Genomic DNA, 15,153 nt, shown 5'->3' on the forward strand with positions numbered 1-15,153 from the left:
TTCCACTGAACACCGGCGCAGTCGAGCGCCGGAACCTCTGGGATCAGCCAGCGGGTTCGTGCCGGACCCCGCGGATCAGCGACCGGTCCGGCCCCGGTCGACCCCACCCACTCAACGGGTCCTGCACCGCGAGAGCCGAAGTACGTCGGCAGATCCCCGTATATGTCGTAATCGGTATATAGTACTGGCGTGGACTCGTTCGGTGTCTTGGCCCAGCCGCAGCGGCGCCTGATCCTCGACGCGCTGATCCAGGGCGAACGTCCGGTGGGCGACCTGGTCGACGAGCTCGGCCTGAGCCAGCCGGTGGTGTCCAAGCAGCTGCGGATCCTGCGCGAGGCCGAGATGGTCGTGGTGCGCGGGGACAGCCAACGGCGGCTGTACCGGATCAATCCCGCCCCGTTCGCCGAGATCGATGCCTGGCTGGATCGCTACCGCCAGTTCTGGGCACGCCGGCTCGATGCCTTGCAAGCACATCTCGAGACAGAGGAGCACCAGTGACCGACGACGGCACCATCGAACGCGGCGCCGACCGGGTGACGTTTCGCTACGAACGCCGCCTCACGCAGCCGATCGAGTCGGTGTGGAAGGCGATCACCGATCCGGCCGCGATCGAGCAGTGGACCGGCATGCGGCCCGAGCTGGACCTTCGCGAGGGTGGGTCGTACGTGACTCGTCATCAGGGTGATGTGCGCGTCGTGGACCGGGTCCTGCGGCTCGATCCGCCGCGGTTGTTCGAGCACACCTTCTGGGAGCACGTGAATCCCAGCGCGGTCGTGACCTGGCAGTTGAGCCCGCTCGAGGACCAAGGCTGCCGGCTGGAACTGACCCATGTGCTGAGCATGGACGACGTGCGTGCGGCGATGGAGCTCGGATCGTCCGGGGTCGACCCGATCACCGTCCTGTCCCGCAACGCCGCCGGCTGGCATCATCTGCTCGACCGGCTCCAGGCCAGTCTGGGCGAAGCCGTCCGGCCGCGGTCGACAGAGGAGCGAAAGGCGCTGCAGGACCACTACGCGGAGCTCAGCCGGTAACGAACGGACCCTTCGAGCTGAACGCATGCTCGGTGAAACGGTCGGCCATCACCTGGTGCGTGGCGGCGTCCGGGTGCAGGTCGTCGCTCAGCCGGTGCGCGGCATTGTCCGGTTCGCCGTACAGGGTGCGGCCGTCGAGGTAGTGCAGGTTGGGGTCGTCGAGAGCGCGCTGGGCCACGATGCGGGCGAGTTCGGCGCGGATGACCGACAGGGTGAGTTTGCCGGCCGGGACGTCGTCGGGGTTGCCGGTCGCGGTGAACCGTAGCTGACCCGCGGCGAGGGCCTCGAGGTTCCAGCCGGTCGGGCCGGGGGTGTCCTCGTGGATCGGGCAGAGGATCGAGGAGACGACCAGCAGCGGCGTTTCCGGGTGGCCGTCGCGGATGGTGTCGAGGAAGCCGTGGACGCCGGGCGTGAAGGTGCGCAGCCGGAGGCTGTCGGAGTTCACGATGTTGATGCCGAGCTTCAGGCTGATCAGGTCGGCGGGCGTGTCGCGGATCGTGCGCGCGATGAACGGCTGCAGGTACGCGCTGCCGCCGAAGCCGAGGTTCAGCAGTTCGACGTCGGCCTGTGCCGCGGCGAGGGCCGGCCAGGTGCCGGTCGGGTGGGTCGCGTTCGAGCCGTGGCTGATCGAGCTGCCGTGGTGCAGCCAGACGCGGCGGGCGGACGGTACCGGTTCGACCGGCTGGTCGGTGCGCAGGGCAACCAGTTCGGTGGTCTCGTCGTGCGGGAGCCAGATCTCCACGGTCTTCGGCGCGGCGGCGAGGCCCTCGATGCGGAGGGTCTGCGGTGTGCCTTGCCGGGTCTGGGTGGAGCCGGTCACCAGGTCGATCGTGATCACGTCGCCGTCGGGGGCGGTGAGCTGGGTGAACAGCCGGCCGTCGACGAGTACGTCGTACACACCGTCGGGGCGTGCGGGCGCGCCGACGTAGTCGCGCTTGGTCGGGAGGGTGTCGAGCTCGATCCGCGTGGCTGCGGTGCGGAAGACGAGCCGTACGCCGGACGGCTGGGAGTCGACCATGTCCATCTGGGGGTCGTCGTACTGCGTTCGCGCCCAGGCGGGGAGGCGGTGCGGCAGGACGCCGCGCGCGGTCGGCTCGAGGTCGAGGGCTCCGCGGAGGAGGTCGATGGTGAGGGGGACGGTGTGCATATCAGCTCCAGGTACGAAGGAGGGCGTCGAGGGCGTCGAGGATGCGGGGCCAGCTGTCGGCGCTGTCCGGCGCGCTGTAACTGAAGGAGCCGGCGAGCTCGAGGGTCACGTAGCCGTGCACGACACTCCCGATCAGCCGCACGGCATCCGTCTGCGCCGGCTCGCCCAGGTTGTAACCACGCAGCACTGCCCGCCACAGCTCCGAATGCCTCCGCCCAGCAGCCACGTAGTCAGCTGAGCTCACAGCAATTGGATTGTGGCGGGAGGCCGCGTAGCGGCCGGGGTGTTCGTGGGCGTAGGTGCGGTAGACGTTCGCCATGGCGGTCAGTGCATCGGCGCCGGCCCGGCCGGCGAGGGCGGCTGCGGCCTGGTCGGCGAGTTCGCTGAGGGCGACGGTGGCGATCCGGGTCTTCAGGTCGTCGGAGTTGCGGACGTGCGAGTACAGGCTGGCGACCTGCACGTCGAAGCGGCGGGCCAGGGCCGAGACGGTGACCCGGTCGAAGCCGGCCTCGTCCGCCAGCTCCGCGCCTGCCTGCGCCAGTCGAGCGCCGCTCAACCCCACTCTTGCCATACCTCATTATGTATTTGCCTAAAGACATTAGGCAAATCGGATCAAAGAGAAACCCTCACCGCGCCATTGCGATGAGGGTTCCGGGGGATGTGGCTCAGGCGGTGCGCTTGGTCCGGTGCAGGTGCGCCGGGCCGATCTCACCCTTGCGGAGCAGCTCGACCCGCTCGGCCAGCAGCTCCTCCAGCTCCGAGATGCTCCGGCGCTCGCGCAGCATGTCCCAGTGCGTACGGGCCGGCTTCTCCTGCTTCGGCTCCGGCTTCTCGCCGGTGGAGCGGGCGGCCTCGCTGCCGCAGTGCGGGCACTCCCAGATCGCGGGCACCTCGGCGTCGTGCGCCATCGTGACCTCGACCACATGGCCGCGGGGGCAGTCGTACGTGATCATCTGGCGGGGAGCGAACTCAACACCACGGTCATCCTCGAAGCTGACCCCACCCAGCCCCGAACCACGCAGTACGCGATTAGACATGTCAAACCTCCGAGATCGTCATCCGGGCCAACGGTCGGCCGGCCCGGATCATTCCCATTTTGGCATGTCCGAGCCATATGTTCGCACCTGACAGCCCGTCGTGACCTGCTGTCATCAGCTGTTCACAGATCCCGCTCTGTCGCCGTGTGTCCCGGGCCGACCGGGGTACGACGTTCCGAATCGATATCCGGTTCACAGCCTGTTGCCAGGAAGCGAGGATCTCCTCCTCAGTAATCGACCATAGCGTCAGCGTCCATGGTGCTACCCCGCCACAAGCTCCGTGGCCTCAGTTTCGTGAACGTGGCCCTGGTGGCCATTGTGCTCGTCATCGGCGTGACCGCCTACTTCCTGTTCTTCAAGAAGGATCCACCGGCCGCCGGCGCGACCCGGCCGTCGGTCGCCGTCCAGCGCGGCGCGGTCACCGCCAGCGTCAGCTCCAGCGGCACCCTGCAAAGCTCGACGACTGCTGCGCCGCAGTTCGAGACCTCCGGAACCGTCACCCAGGTCCTGGTCAAGGTCGGCCAGGTGGTCGCGAAGGGCGCGGCGATCGCGAAGATCGACCCGTCCGGCGCCGAACGGCAGCTGGTGATCGCCCAGCAGAACCAGATCGCCTCGGCGAACTCGGTGACCGCGGCCGAGGGCTCACTGAGCGACGCGCAGAACGCCCTCACCGCTGCGGAGGCGGCGTCGGCCTCCCCGTCGCCGACCCCGACGCCGAGCAACGGTCAGCAGCAGACCCAGAGCCAGTCTCAAGGTCAGAGTCAGGGTCAGAGCCCGGAAGTTGCCGTCAGCAACGCGGAGGCCGGCCTGGCGAAGGCGAAGGCGGACAAGGAACAGGCCGACCAGAACGTCGACGCCGCCGAGGCCGCGGTCGCGGCGACCACGCTGAAGGCTCCGATCGCCGGCACCATCACCGCGGTGAACGGCGCGGTCGGCTCGGCATCCGGCGGCTCCAGCTCAGGTTCAGGGAGCGGGAGCAGCGGCGGGCAAGGCTCGACCTCAGGTCAAGGTTCATCCTCGACCTCCAGCAGTACGTCGAGCACGTCGGGCACCGGCTTCGCCGACATCGCCGACCTCAAGTCGCTCCAGGTGGTGGCGGCGTTCGCCGAGGCCGACGCGATCAAGATCAAGGCCGGCCAGTCCGCGACCGTGACCCTGAACGCCGAGCCCGGTACGACGCTGACCGCCTCGCTGGCGGCCGTGTCGCCGACCCCCACCACGACCAACGGCGTCGTCTCGTACTCGGCGACGTTCAGCCTCGCCAAGCTCCCGGCGAACGCCCGGATCGGCCAGACCGCGAACGTCACGGTCCAGACCGCGAAGGCCGCGAACGCCCTCTATGTCCCGAGCACCGCGATCGCGACCAGTGGCACGACGTACACGGTGACGATGGCCGACGGCAGCGGGTCCCGTGACGTCAAGATCGGTGTCCGCGGCGACAGCTACACCCAGATCGTGTCCGGCGTGAACGAGGGCGACCAGATCGAGCTGCTGCAGGGCTCCATCGGCGGCACCGGTACGCAGACCGGCCAGAACCGGCAGGGCCAGCTCGGCGGCGGCCAGTACCCCGGCGGCGGCGCCGGTGGTGGGCTCGGTCGTGGAACTGGCAGCGGAGCCGGTGGCGGTGGTTTCGGTGGCCGCTGACGCCCTGATCGAGATCCGGGAGGTCACCAAGACGTACGGCCACGGTGAGACGGCGGTGCGCGCGCTTCGGGGCGTGTCGCTGCGGGTCGAGGCCGGGGAGTACGTCGCGGTGATGGGCTCGTCCGGCTCCGGCAAGTCCACGTTGATGAACATCCTCGGCTGCCTCGACGTACCGTCGCGCGGGGAGTACTGGCTCGACGGCAGCGACGTGGCCCGGCTGACCGAGGACCAGCAGGCGCTCGTCCGCGGCCGCAAGATCGGGTTCATCTTCCAGTCGTTCAACCTGATCCCGCGGACCACCGCGCTCGCGAACGTCGAGCTGCCGCTCACCTACGCACACCTGCGCCGGGCGGAGCGCCGGCGGCGGGCGAACCGCGCGCTCGAACTGGTCGGCCTCGCGGACCGCACCACGCACCGGCCGAACGAGCTGTCCGGTGGTCAGCAGCAGCGCGTCGCGATCGCCCGCGCGCTCGCGACCGGCCCGCGGATCCTGCTCGCCGACGAGCCGACCGGCAATCTGGACGCGCACTCGACCGACGAAGTACTCGGCATGTTCGACCAGCTGCACGCCGAGGGCCGGACGATCATCGTGATCACCCACGAGCACGACGTGGCGGCCCGCGCCCGGCGGCTGGTGCACGTGACCGACGGCCGGATCGACTCCGACGAGGTGACCCGCTGATGTCACCACGTGACCTGATGGGCGCCGCGCTCCGCGGCCTCACCGCGAACAAACTCAGATCCCTGCTGACCGTCCTCGGCGTGTCGATCGGCGTCGGTGCGGTGATCGTGCTGGTTGCGGTCGGCAACGGTTCCGGCAAGGCGGTGCAGCAGCGGCTGGAGGCGATGGGTACGAACCTGCTCACGGTCTCCACGACCGGTGGTGGCGGCGGTTTCGTCCGTGGTCAGGCCGGTCCGGCGAATCAGCAGTACAGCCTGACGCTCGAGGACGCGAGCGCTCTCGCGGACAAGAACCTCGCGCCCGACATCGCGTCCGTCGCACCGGTGATGACCAGCTCCGGTACGGCGACCAACGGCGACACCAGCTACACGGTCAACCAGGTGATCGGTACGACACCGGCGTACATGCCGGCCACCAACACGCCGGTGCAGATCGGGCAGGCGTTCACGCAGGCGGACGTCGACAGGTCCCAGCGGGTGATCCTGCTCGGGCAGACCGCGGCGACCGAACTGTTCACGCGGCCGGCCAGTGCGGTCGGTCAGACGATCAAGCTCGGGGCCGTCGACTTCACCGTCCTCGGCGTACTGGCGAGCAAGGACAGCACCGGGTTCAACGACCCGAACGCGACTGCGATCGTGCCGATCAGCACGCTGCGCGCGACCCAGGCCGGGTACGGCGCGCTGAACCAGATCGTCGTCCAGGCGTCCGACCAGAACCGCGTCGACGCCGCGCAGGCCGAGGTCACCCAGCTGCTGACCGCCCGGCACCAGGTACCGGCGACCGAGACGACGTCGCCGTTCCGGATCACGAACTCGGCGCAGATCCTGCAGACCAGCCAGGACACCGCGGCGACGTTCACCGCACTGCTCGCGACCGTGGCCGCGATCAGCCTGCTGGTCGGCGGGATCGGGGTCACCAACATCATGCTGGTCACGGTCACCGAGCGGACCCGGGAGATCGGGATCCGCAAGGCGCTCGGGGCTCGCCGGCGTACCGTCCTCGGCCAGTTCCTGATCGAGGCGACGCTGCTCAGCCTGATCGGCGGCGCGGTCGGCGTCGGGGCGGCGCTGATCGTCACCCGCTTCCAGCTGGCCGGTGTGCAGCCCGTGCTGGTGCCGTCGTCGATCGGACTCGCGCTCGGCGTGTCCGCGGCGGTCGGCCTGTTCTTCGGCAGCATGCCGGCGCACCGAGCCGCCGGTCTCCGTCCCATCGACGCACTACGACATGAGTGAGAGGCCCCTGCTATGAGTGACCAGACCCCCGACGAGTTCGCCCAGATCGGGTCCGACGAGGAGGTCGACGCGGCGCTGAAGCCGAAGAAGACCCTCAACCTGCCGCTCGCGACTGCGATCCTGGCCGGCATCGTGGTGCTCGCCATCGGCCTCGCGGGTGGCGCCGGGTTGCACGCCGCGTTCGCGTCGACCAGCACGTCGAACCAGCCGCAGGCCGGTCGCGGCGGCTTCGGCGGGTACGGCGGCTACCGCGGGACGAACGGGCCTGGCACCGCCGGTGGTGGCCAAGGCGGTGGGCAGGGTGGCGGGACGATCGGTACGGTCGTGTCCGCGAACTCGTCGCAGCTCGTCGTGAAGACGCAGTCCGGCAACGTCACGGTGAAGCTCACCGGCGACACGACGTACGAGATCACCTCGAAGGGCACCGCGGCGGATCTGAAGGCCGGCGAACAGGTCGTCGTCAGCGGGCAGGACTCGAACGGCACGATCACCGCGAACACCGTCCGCCAGGGTTCGTTCGGCGGCGGGTTCCGCGGGCCGAACGCGACGCCGTCGTCGCGCTGAGGATCCCCAGGCCATCACAATTGGGCCGGCCGCGCGCCGCTGAGCGTGACGCGCGGTGCTCGTGGCGAATTGTGATGGCCTGGCGGTCCGCCTCCGATCCGTGCGCCCGGGTCGCGAAGAGTGCGACGCCGGTTCGCTCGAGTACGGAGTCGAGCTTGCCTGCGTCGGCGAGCGGCTGCGCTATGCCGCTGGTGCGGAGCTGGTCGAGCCATTCGTCGCGGGTTTAGTGCGGGACCACGGGAAGGTCGGGCGCTCGACGGCGGTGAACGCGGTGCCGAGGCCTTCGGCGGTTCGACCCAGTGCCAGGTCATACCCGCGACCAGCGCGTCGTACGTCCGCCCCTTCGGGTCCCACGACGCGAACGGCGACACCTCCACCTTGACCCCGGTGGTCCGCGCGTAGGCAGCCATTCGCTGGTCGACTTCCACACCGAGCACCCGGCCGCCTGCAGTTGCCGAGCTGCAATCCCAGTCCCACAACCGACATCGACCACCTCCAACTCCGGGCCTTTGCTGCACGCGCAGGGTGAAGTGTTGCTGCGGGGCGCGCCTGCGGAAGGACGTGCCGACCGGCGTACCGATCCTGACCGAGGCCGGCCAGGTCATCCGGGACTACCTGGCGGCGGAGCAGACGTACGGCCGGATCCCGGCGAGCGCCGACACCGACGTCCTCGGGCTGACGCTGATCGGCTCCACCCAGCTGCTGTTCGCCGACCGTACGGGCGTCCGCCCGACCGCGGATCAGGTGCGCGCGTTCGTGGGCTCCGTCGTACCTGCCTGAGCACCCCAGAGATCCGATGAGTCATTGACGGCTGCGCTTGGAAAGCGCTATCTTCCGACGAAATGAGGCCCAAAAAGTACAAATTGGCCTCTCGAGACGGAAGTTGGCACGACTGTGATCAGGTCATTCAGAGTCCTGGCCGCGGGGGTGGGGGTTGCCCTGACGCTGGCCGCCTGCGGTACGAACGGAGCCGCGAAGGCGGAGCAGGATCCGAAGGCACCGCTCGAACTGTGGGCGCGGACGACGCCAGGCGGCGACGGCGAGAAGGGCATGAAGAAGCTCGCGGCCGCCTTCGAGCAGGCGACCGGGCAGAAGGTCGAGGTGACCGCGATCTTCGACGACTTCGAGACCAAGCTGGCCCAGCGCGCCGCCCAGAAGGACCTGCCGGACATCGTGATGAACGACTCGTCGCAGCTCGGCACGATGGTCAGCCAGGGCATCGTGCGCGAGGTCGACCTGTCCGCGATCAAGGGCAGCGACCAGTTGCTCGAGCCGGCTCTGGCCGCAGCCCGCGCCGCCGACGGCAAGACGTACGGCGTCCCGTACTCCGCGCAGGCCTCCGCGCTGCTGATCCGCAAGGACTGGCTGAAGAAGGTGAACCTGCCCGCCCCGACGACCTGGGACCAGATGGTCACCCTGGCGAAGGCCTTCACCACCCAGGACCCGGACGGCAACGGCAAGGCCGACACGTACGGGCTGGCCGTCCCCGGCTCGACCAAGCGCGGGTATGCCTCCTGGTACTTCTCGAACTTCCTCTGGGCCGGCGGCGGTGACTTCGTCGCGAAGGGTGCCGACGGCAAGTACAAGCCCGCGATGAGCACGCCGGAGTCGGAGGCCGCGACCAAGTGGTTCCGCGACCTGGCCTGTACGTCGAAGGTGATCCAGCCGGGTGCCGCGACGATGGACACGCCGCCGGCCAACGAGACGTTCGAGGCCGGGAAGACCGGCATGTACGTCGTCGGTCCGTACCTGATGCCGCGGTTCGACTCCTCGCTCGGCAAGGACAAGTACGAGGTCGTCGCGATGCCGCAAGGCCCGAAGGACTCGACCGTGCTGGCCGAGGGCGGCAGCGTCTACCTGATGGCGGGCTCCAAGAACGAAGCCGCGCAGAACGGGTTCGCGTCGTACGCCATCTCCGAGGCCGGTCAGAAGGTCGGCATGGAGGGTGAGAAAGCGTTCATCGTGCAACTGCCGGTGAACAAGAACGTCGACATCAGCACGGTCCGCCCCGACCCGCGCTGGAAGCTGTACGCCGACGTGTACAAGGAGCACGGCCGCTATGCCCCGTCGGTACCGAACTGGACGCCGATCCGGCAGAGCACCGCGGACACGGTGAACGCGCTGATCGCGGACTGCGGCCTGGACCTGGACTCCGAACTGAAGAAGCTCGACCAGAAGCTCGGTGACACGCTGAACCAGCAGGGCATCGGCGCGTCGTGAGTGTTCGGGAAGCAACGCGGTTGCCGGCCCCGGCGCAACGCGCGCCGGCGGCTGCCGGCCGGCGCCGGCGGAACGGCCAGTGGTGGATCCCCTGGCTGTTCCTGGCTCCGGCGCTGGTGCTGTTCGCGTACTTCAAGTTCATCCCGATGGCGCAGGCGATCGGGATGTCGGTACAGGACGTCCGACCGTACCTCGGCAACCGGTGGGTCGGCGGCGCGAACTACTCGGAGATCCTCGGCGACGACGGGTTCCGCTCCGCCGCCTGGAACACCGTGGTGCTCGCGGTCGGCCAGACGGCCGGCTCGATGCTCCTCGGGTTCTGCCTCGCGCTGCTGGTCGAGGGACAGACCCGCAAGCTGAGCTTCATCCGGTCGGCGGCGTTCCTGCCGGTCGTCGTACCGCTGGCCGTCACCGCCGAGCTCTGGCGGATCATGTACCACCCGACCGGCGACGGCCTGATCAACCAGGTCATCGGTCTGGTCGGCCTCGGACCGTCCGGGTTCATCAACGACCCGCACACGTCGCTCGCCTCGATCGCGGTGACCGGGATCTGGCGGGGTGCGCCGTACGACATGATGATCTTCCTCGCCGGGCTGGCAGGCATCGACCGCGGGCTGTACGAGGCCGCGACAGTGGACGGCGCGTCGACCTGGAAGCGGATCGTGCACGTCACGCTGCCCGGGCTCCGGCCGGTGTTCGCGATCCTGTTCGTGCTGGCCGCGGTGCGCGGGTTCCGGACCTTCACCGAGGTGTTCCTGCTGACCAACGGCGGACCGAACGGCTCGACCGAGGTCGTGATGACGCTGATCTACAAGCTGGGCCTGGAGCAGAGCCGGCTCGGTGTCGGCTCGGCCGGTGCGGTGCTGCTGTTCGCCGCGACGCTCGTGCTGACCGTCTGCGTCCAGCTGCTGCGACGGAGGAGATCCGCATGAGTGCTGCCACCGAGACCGCGCTCGGTCTCACCGAGAGCAAGGGCGTCGGCGCCCGGATCGCCAAGTTCGTGATCTACGTCGGATTGTTCACAATCTTCGCAGGGCCGCTGCTCGCGCTGCTGGTCGGCTCCTTCAACCACGTGTCGGACCCGACCCAGCTGAGCGTCGTACCGAAGACGCCGACGCTGGACAACTTCCGGATCGCGTTCGGCCACGGCGTACTGCGGTACCTGCTGAACTCGTTCTTCGTGGTCGGCTTCGGACTGCTGCTGCAGGTGGCGGTGTCGGTGCTGGCCGGGTACGCGCTGGCCCGGAAGAAGTTCCCGCTGATGACGCTGGTGATGGTCGCGATCCTGGCCACGATGATGCTGCCCGAGGAGATCCTCGCGCTACCACTCACGCTGGTGCTCGCCGACCTGCCGCTGGTGCACCTGAACCTGATGGGCACGCTGGCCGGGATGATCGTCCCGCTCGGCGCCTGGGCGTTCTCGATCCTGGTGATGACCGAGTTCATGAAAGATGTACCGCCGGAGCTCGAGGAGGCGGCCCGGATCGACGGGGCCGGCGAGTTCCGGATCTTCGGGCAGATCATCCTGCCGCTGTGCAAGCCGGCGCTCGGCGTGATCGGGGTGTTCGGCTTCACGATGATCTGGGACCAGTACCTGCTGCCGCTGCTGGTCGCCCAGAACGCCAAGGCCTACACGCTCCCGCTCGCGCTGCGGACGTTGCGGATCGACCCGGCGGTCACGCCCGGTGTCGTCCTCGCCGCGTCGTTGCTCGCGCTGCTTCCTTCCGTACTGGTGTTCCTCTTCTTCCAGCGTTCGTTCGCCCGGGGCCTGACCTCCGGCGCACTCAAGGGGTGAGACATGGACCGTCGTACCTTCATCGCGACAACCGGCGTGGCCGGGGTAGCCGGCATCGGCCTGATGGCCGCGGCCGGCACGCTGCCCGCCGCAGCCGGAACGTTGCCTGCGGCACCCGGAACGTTGCCTGCGGCACCCGGCCCGACTGGCCGGCTCGTTCACTCGCTCGACGAGCTCCGCGCCGCGATTGCCGCGGCGAAGCCGGGCACAGTGGTCACGGTTGCCAACGGCACCTATGAGGTGACATCGCCGATCGCGATCACCGGCACGCGCGGCACCTGCGACGAGCCCGTCGTCGTACGGGCGGAATCCGTCGGCGGCGTCGTACTGACCGGCGAGCAGAGCTTCGTGCTGAGTGCGTCGTCGGACGTCACGATCAGCGGGTTCGCGTTCCGCGGGCAGACCACGACGTTCGACGTACCGCCGGACTGCAGGCGGATCCGGCTGACCCGCAACGACTTCCAACTGGCCGATGTCGAGGGCCTGCACTGGGTGATGATCCGGGGTGACCACACCGAGTTCGACCACAACGAGTTCCACGACAAGTCGAAGCTCGGCATCTACCTGGGCATCGAGGGCGCCGGCACCGACCAGATGGCCGTCGGTGTGCACATCCACCACAACTACTTCCGCGACCACACGTTCCCGGGCGACAACGGCGGCGAGCCGATCCGGCTCGGGGTCAGTCCGCGGGCGTTGTCCACGGCCGCGGCCGTCGTCGAACTGAACCTGTTCGAGCGCTGCAACGGCGACCCCGAGGCGGTCTCGGTGAAGTCGTCCGGCAACACCGTGCGGCACAACACGTTCCGCGACAGCATGGGCGGCATCGTGCTGCGGCACGGCAACGGGACCCGCGTCGACGGCAACTACCTGCTGTCCGGCCAGAACGGGATCCGGATCTACGGCAACGATCATCTGATTGTCAACAATTACCTCGAGCGGATCAGCAACGCCGGCGTCGTACTGGGCAGCGGCAGCGTGCGCGACCACTACCCGGGCGAGCCGTCGAAGTCCCGGACCGGCAACGACGCCCCCGATCGGGTCCGGATCGCGCTGAACACCGTGCTGGACTGCGAGTCCGGGATCGTCGGCGAGAGCCACCGGACCCTGCCGCCGCTGGACTGCGCGGTGACGGACAATCTGCTGGTGGCAGACAGCGGAGAGTTGGTGAACATGCCGTTCCAGGACGGCATCACCTGGGCGGGCAACATCCACTGGGGACAGGGCACGGACGGCAACGCACCCGCCGTGGCCTTCACCCGCGTCGACCCACGGCTCGCGGCCGGGACCGACGGGGTACGCCGGCTGACGTCCGGCAGTCCCGCGATCAACGCGGCGTCCCGGGCGTACCCGGACGTTCCCCGGGACCTGGACGGTGACCATCGGACCGGTCGGGCGGCGGACGTCGGCGCTGACGAGTACTCGCCGCGGCGCCCGGCGTACCGCCCCTTGACCCCCGTCGACGTCGGACCGCACGCGCGATGAGCACCGCGGTCGGAGAGCAGGAGATCATCCGGTCGTACCTGGACCGGCTGCGACTGGACCTGGTGGTCGCGGCCCGGATCACGAAGGTGCACCGCGAGTGGTCGCGGGCGCTGATGCCCGACCCGTTCTCACGGTTGTACCTGATCCTCGAGGGCGAGGGGCGCCTCGTCGTCGGCGATCAGGAGCTGTACCCGCAGCCCGGCGAGCTCGTGTACACACCGGCCGACGTGCCGGTGTCGTACGAGACCATCAGCGACAACGTGTTCCGCAAGCACTGGCTGCATTTCTCGGCGCTGATCGGCGACCGGGACATCGGCGAGCTGATGACGTTGCCGTACATCGTGCCGAGCAAGGCTCCGGAGGAGGCGGCGGCGCTGTTCGAGCAGGTCGGCGCGGCGGACCGGGATCCGCCGGGTCTGTCGACGCCGCTGCGGATGCGGTCGGCGCTCACCGCGCTGTTCGCGCACTTCCTGGACAGTGCGCCGCCCGGCTCGGTGCGGTTGTCGCCGCAGCAGACGACCGAGTCCGGGATCGTCAAGTACATCCAGGGCAACCTCGCCACGCTGCCGAGCGTGGAGGAGTTGGCCGCGGTGTTCGGGTACGACCTGGCGACGTTCCTGCGGCACTTCCGGACCGAGTTCGGGCTGTCGCCGAAGCAGTACATCAAACGGGCCCGGATCGAGTGGGCCCAGCGTGAGCTGTCGACGACCGCGCGACCGATGGAGGAGATCGCGGCCGCGGTCGGGATGGATCAGTCCTATTTCTCGAAGGTCTTCCGACAGGTGAGTTCGGTGACCCCGAGCGAGTACCGAAAGTTGTACCGCCCAAGCAGCTAGGAGACTCGGATGGATCGTCGTACCTTTTTGATCAGTAGTGGGGCCGTTGCGCTCGCGGTCGGGAGCGCAACGCCTGCCTTTGCAGCTCCTGTGACTTCGCTGGCGCAGTTGCAGCAGGCAATCGACAGTGCGACGGCCAGGACCACGATCACGGTCGCCAACGGTACGTACGCCGTACCGTCGGGGTCGCCGATCACGGTCAGCGGCCGGCACGGCAGTAGTGCCGCGCCGATCACGATCGTGGCGCAGAGCCGGGGCGGCGTCGTGCTGACCGGCGAGCAGAGCTTCGTGTTCAGCGGGTCGTCGGACGTGACGATCAGCGGTTTCGCTTTCCGGCAGAGTACGACGCTGGAGATCCCGGTGGACTGCGCGCGGATCCGGCTGACCCGCAACGACTTCCAGCTCGCGGCCGCGGCCGGGCACTGGGTCGTGGTGCGCGGCGACGACGCGAAGATCGACCGGAACACCTTCCACGACAAGTCCACGGCCGGCGTCTACCTGGTGATCGACGGCCCGGGATCCGAGGCGATGGCGCAGCGGACGTACATCCTGCGCAACTACTTCCGCGACCACACGTACGGCGGTGCGAACGGCGGCGAGCCGATCCGGTTGGGGGTGAGCAGCCGGGCGCTCAGTACGGCCGACGCGATCGTGGAGTACAACCTGTTCGAGCGCTGCAACGGGGATCCCGAGGCGATCTCGGTCAAGTCGTCGGGGAACACGATCCGGTACAACACGGTCCGGTCGTCGGTGGGCGGGATCGTATTGCGGCACGGGAACAACAACCGGGTCGAAAGCAACTATCTGGTGGCCGGGAGCAACGGGATCCGGATCTACGGGAACGATCATCTGATTGTCAACAACTATGTGGACGGGGTCGGTAGTGCGGGGGTGGTGCTCGGGAGCGGGACGGAACGGGACCACTACGAGGGGGAGCCGCCGAGTTCCCGGACCGGGAACGACGCGCCGGACCGGGTGACGATCGTGCTGAACACGCTGCGGAACAACGGTCAGGCGGTCGCGGGGGAGAGTCAGCGGACGGTGCCGCCGTTGGGTTGTGTGATTGCCGACAATCTGATGGTCGGCAACAGCGGTCAGCTGGTGTCGATGCCGTACCTCGACGGGATCACGTGGTCGGGCAACATCACGTGGGGCGCGGCGACGGACGGGAACCTGCCGGCGGCCGGTTTCACCCGCGCCGATCCGAAGCTGGCGGCGGGGACCGACGGTGTGTACCGGCTCGGCGCAGGCAGCGCGGCCGCGAACGCGGCGAGCCTGAACCATTCGGGCCAGGTCGCCGATGACCTCGATGGGGAGGTGCGGACGGCGCCGTACGACGTGGGAGCGGATGAGTACTCGACGGCGCAGCCGGTCCGACGACCTCTGACGACTACAGACGTAGGCCCGAACGCGGCGTAGCCGCGACGCCTGGCTGGGCGCCGGTCGACGCCTGGCCGGGTGTCGAGGACCGGGCGTCGAG

The 15,153-nt window shown here is 68.8% G+C and carries 16 protein-coding genes; 13 read left to right on the forward strand and 3 right to left on the reverse strand.

Translation table 11 applies throughout. The annotated features are described in order from the left end of the window. The first annotated feature begins 189 nt into the window (after window positions 1-189). Window positions 190-498, forward strand: coding sequence for an ArsR/SmtB family transcription factor (locus tag JOF29_RS18845; protein ID WP_209695475.1), 309 nt, complete (start codon window positions 190-192; stop codon window positions 496-498). After that, window positions 495-1,031, forward strand: a complete 537-nt coding sequence (locus tag JOF29_RS18850; protein ID WP_209695476.1) for an SRPBCC domain-containing protein — start codon at window positions 495-497, stop codon at window positions 1,029-1,031. The genes JOF29_RS18845 and JOF29_RS18850 overlap by 4 nt, the downstream gene beginning before the upstream one ends. Here JOF29_RS18850 and JOF29_RS18855 read toward each other — a convergent pair. The 3 genes from JOF29_RS18855 to JOF29_RS18865 form a co-directional block, all read right to left on the reverse strand. Continuing rightward, window positions 1,021-2,178 carry a GDSL-type esterase/lipase family protein gene (locus tag JOF29_RS18855; protein WP_209695477.1) on the reverse strand — a complete coding sequence of 386 codons (1,158 nt, stop codon included), beginning with the start codon at window positions 2,176-2,178 and terminating at the stop codon, window positions 1,021-1,023. The genes JOF29_RS18850 and JOF29_RS18855 overlap by 11 nt on opposite strands. A gap of 1 nt (window position 2,179) precedes the next feature. After that, on the reverse strand, window positions 2,180-2,749 hold the full coding sequence (locus JOF29_RS18860) for a TetR/AcrR family transcriptional regulator (RefSeq protein ID WP_209695478.1): 570 nt from the start codon (window positions 2,747-2,749) through the stop codon (window positions 2,180-2,182). A gap of 94 nt (window positions 2,750-2,843) precedes the next feature. After that, window positions 2,844-3,215 (reverse strand): RNA polymerase-binding protein RbpA, encoded by a 372-nt coding sequence (locus JOF29_RS18865; protein ID WP_131296220.1) that lies wholly within the window; start codon window positions 3,213-3,215, stop codon window positions 2,844-2,846. A 255-nt stretch (window positions 3,216-3,470) separates the two neighbouring features. Between JOF29_RS18865 and JOF29_RS18870 the strand changes: the two genes are divergently transcribed. From JOF29_RS18870 to JOF29_RS18920, 11 genes are all read left to right on the forward strand, one after another. Beyond that, a complete protein-coding gene (locus JOF29_RS18870) occupies window positions 3,471-4,859 on the forward strand; it encodes an efflux RND transporter periplasmic adaptor subunit (protein ID WP_209695479.1) in 1,389 nt (462 codons plus the stop codon). Continuing rightward, entirely contained in the window at window positions 4,849-5,541 is a 693-nt protein-coding gene (locus JOF29_RS18875) for an ABC transporter ATP-binding protein (RefSeq protein ID WP_307863454.1), read from the forward strand. Before JOF29_RS18870 ends, JOF29_RS18875 begins: the two co-directional genes overlap by 11 nt. Beyond that, complete coding sequence (locus tag JOF29_RS18880; protein ID WP_209695480.1) at window positions 5,541-6,773, forward strand: ABC transporter permease; 1,233 nt, start codon at window positions 5,541-5,543, stop codon at window positions 6,771-6,773. Before JOF29_RS18875 ends, JOF29_RS18880 begins: the two co-directional genes overlap by 1 nt. Window positions 6,774-6,785: 12 nt before the next feature. Beyond that, complete coding sequence (locus JOF29_RS18885; protein WP_209695481.1) at window positions 6,786-7,337, forward strand: hypothetical protein; 552 nt, start codon at window positions 6,786-6,788, stop codon at window positions 7,335-7,337. A 561-nt stretch (window positions 7,338-7,898) separates the two neighbouring features. Continuing rightward, window positions 7,899-8,117: a hypothetical protein gene (locus tag JOF29_RS18890; RefSeq protein WP_209695482.1), complete on the forward strand. Its 219-nt coding sequence runs from the start codon at window positions 7,899-7,901 to the stop codon at window positions 8,115-8,117. 114 nt (window positions 8,118-8,231) lie between these two features. After that, window positions 8,232-9,557, forward strand: a complete 1,326-nt coding sequence (locus tag JOF29_RS18895) for a sugar ABC transporter substrate-binding protein (protein WP_307863455.1) — start codon at window positions 8,232-8,234, stop codon at window positions 9,555-9,557. Beyond that, complete coding sequence (locus JOF29_RS18900; RefSeq protein WP_209695483.1) at window positions 9,554-10,489, forward strand: carbohydrate ABC transporter permease; 936 nt, start codon at window positions 9,554-9,556, stop codon at window positions 10,487-10,489. The genes JOF29_RS18895 and JOF29_RS18900 overlap by 4 nt, the downstream gene beginning before the upstream one ends. Continuing rightward, entirely contained in the window at window positions 10,486-11,352 is an 867-nt protein-coding gene (locus JOF29_RS18905; RefSeq protein WP_209695484.1) for a carbohydrate ABC transporter permease, read from the forward strand. Before JOF29_RS18900 ends, JOF29_RS18905 begins: the two co-directional genes overlap by 4 nt. A 3-nt stretch (window positions 11,353-11,355) precedes the next feature. Beyond that, window positions 11,356-12,837, forward strand: a complete 1,482-nt coding sequence (locus JOF29_RS18910) for a polysaccharide lyase 6 family protein (protein WP_245357662.1) — start codon at window positions 11,356-11,358, stop codon at window positions 12,835-12,837. Further along, window positions 12,834-13,673, forward strand: a complete 840-nt coding sequence (locus JOF29_RS18915; protein ID WP_209695485.1) for a helix-turn-helix domain-containing protein — start codon at window positions 12,834-12,836, stop codon at window positions 13,671-13,673. Before JOF29_RS18910 ends, JOF29_RS18915 begins: the two co-directional genes overlap by 4 nt. A gap of 90 nt (window positions 13,674-13,763) precedes the next feature. Then, window positions 13,764-15,092, forward strand: coding sequence for a polysaccharide lyase 6 family protein (locus JOF29_RS18920; RefSeq protein WP_307863456.1), 1,329 nt, complete (start codon window positions 13,764-13,766; stop codon window positions 15,090-15,092). Window positions 15,093-15,153: the final 61 nt, after the last annotated feature.

The organism is Kribbella aluminosa (genome assembly GCF_017876295.1).
Taxonomy (GTDB): Bacteria; Actinomycetota; Actinomycetes; order Propionibacteriales; family Kribbellaceae; genus Kribbella; species Kribbella aluminosa.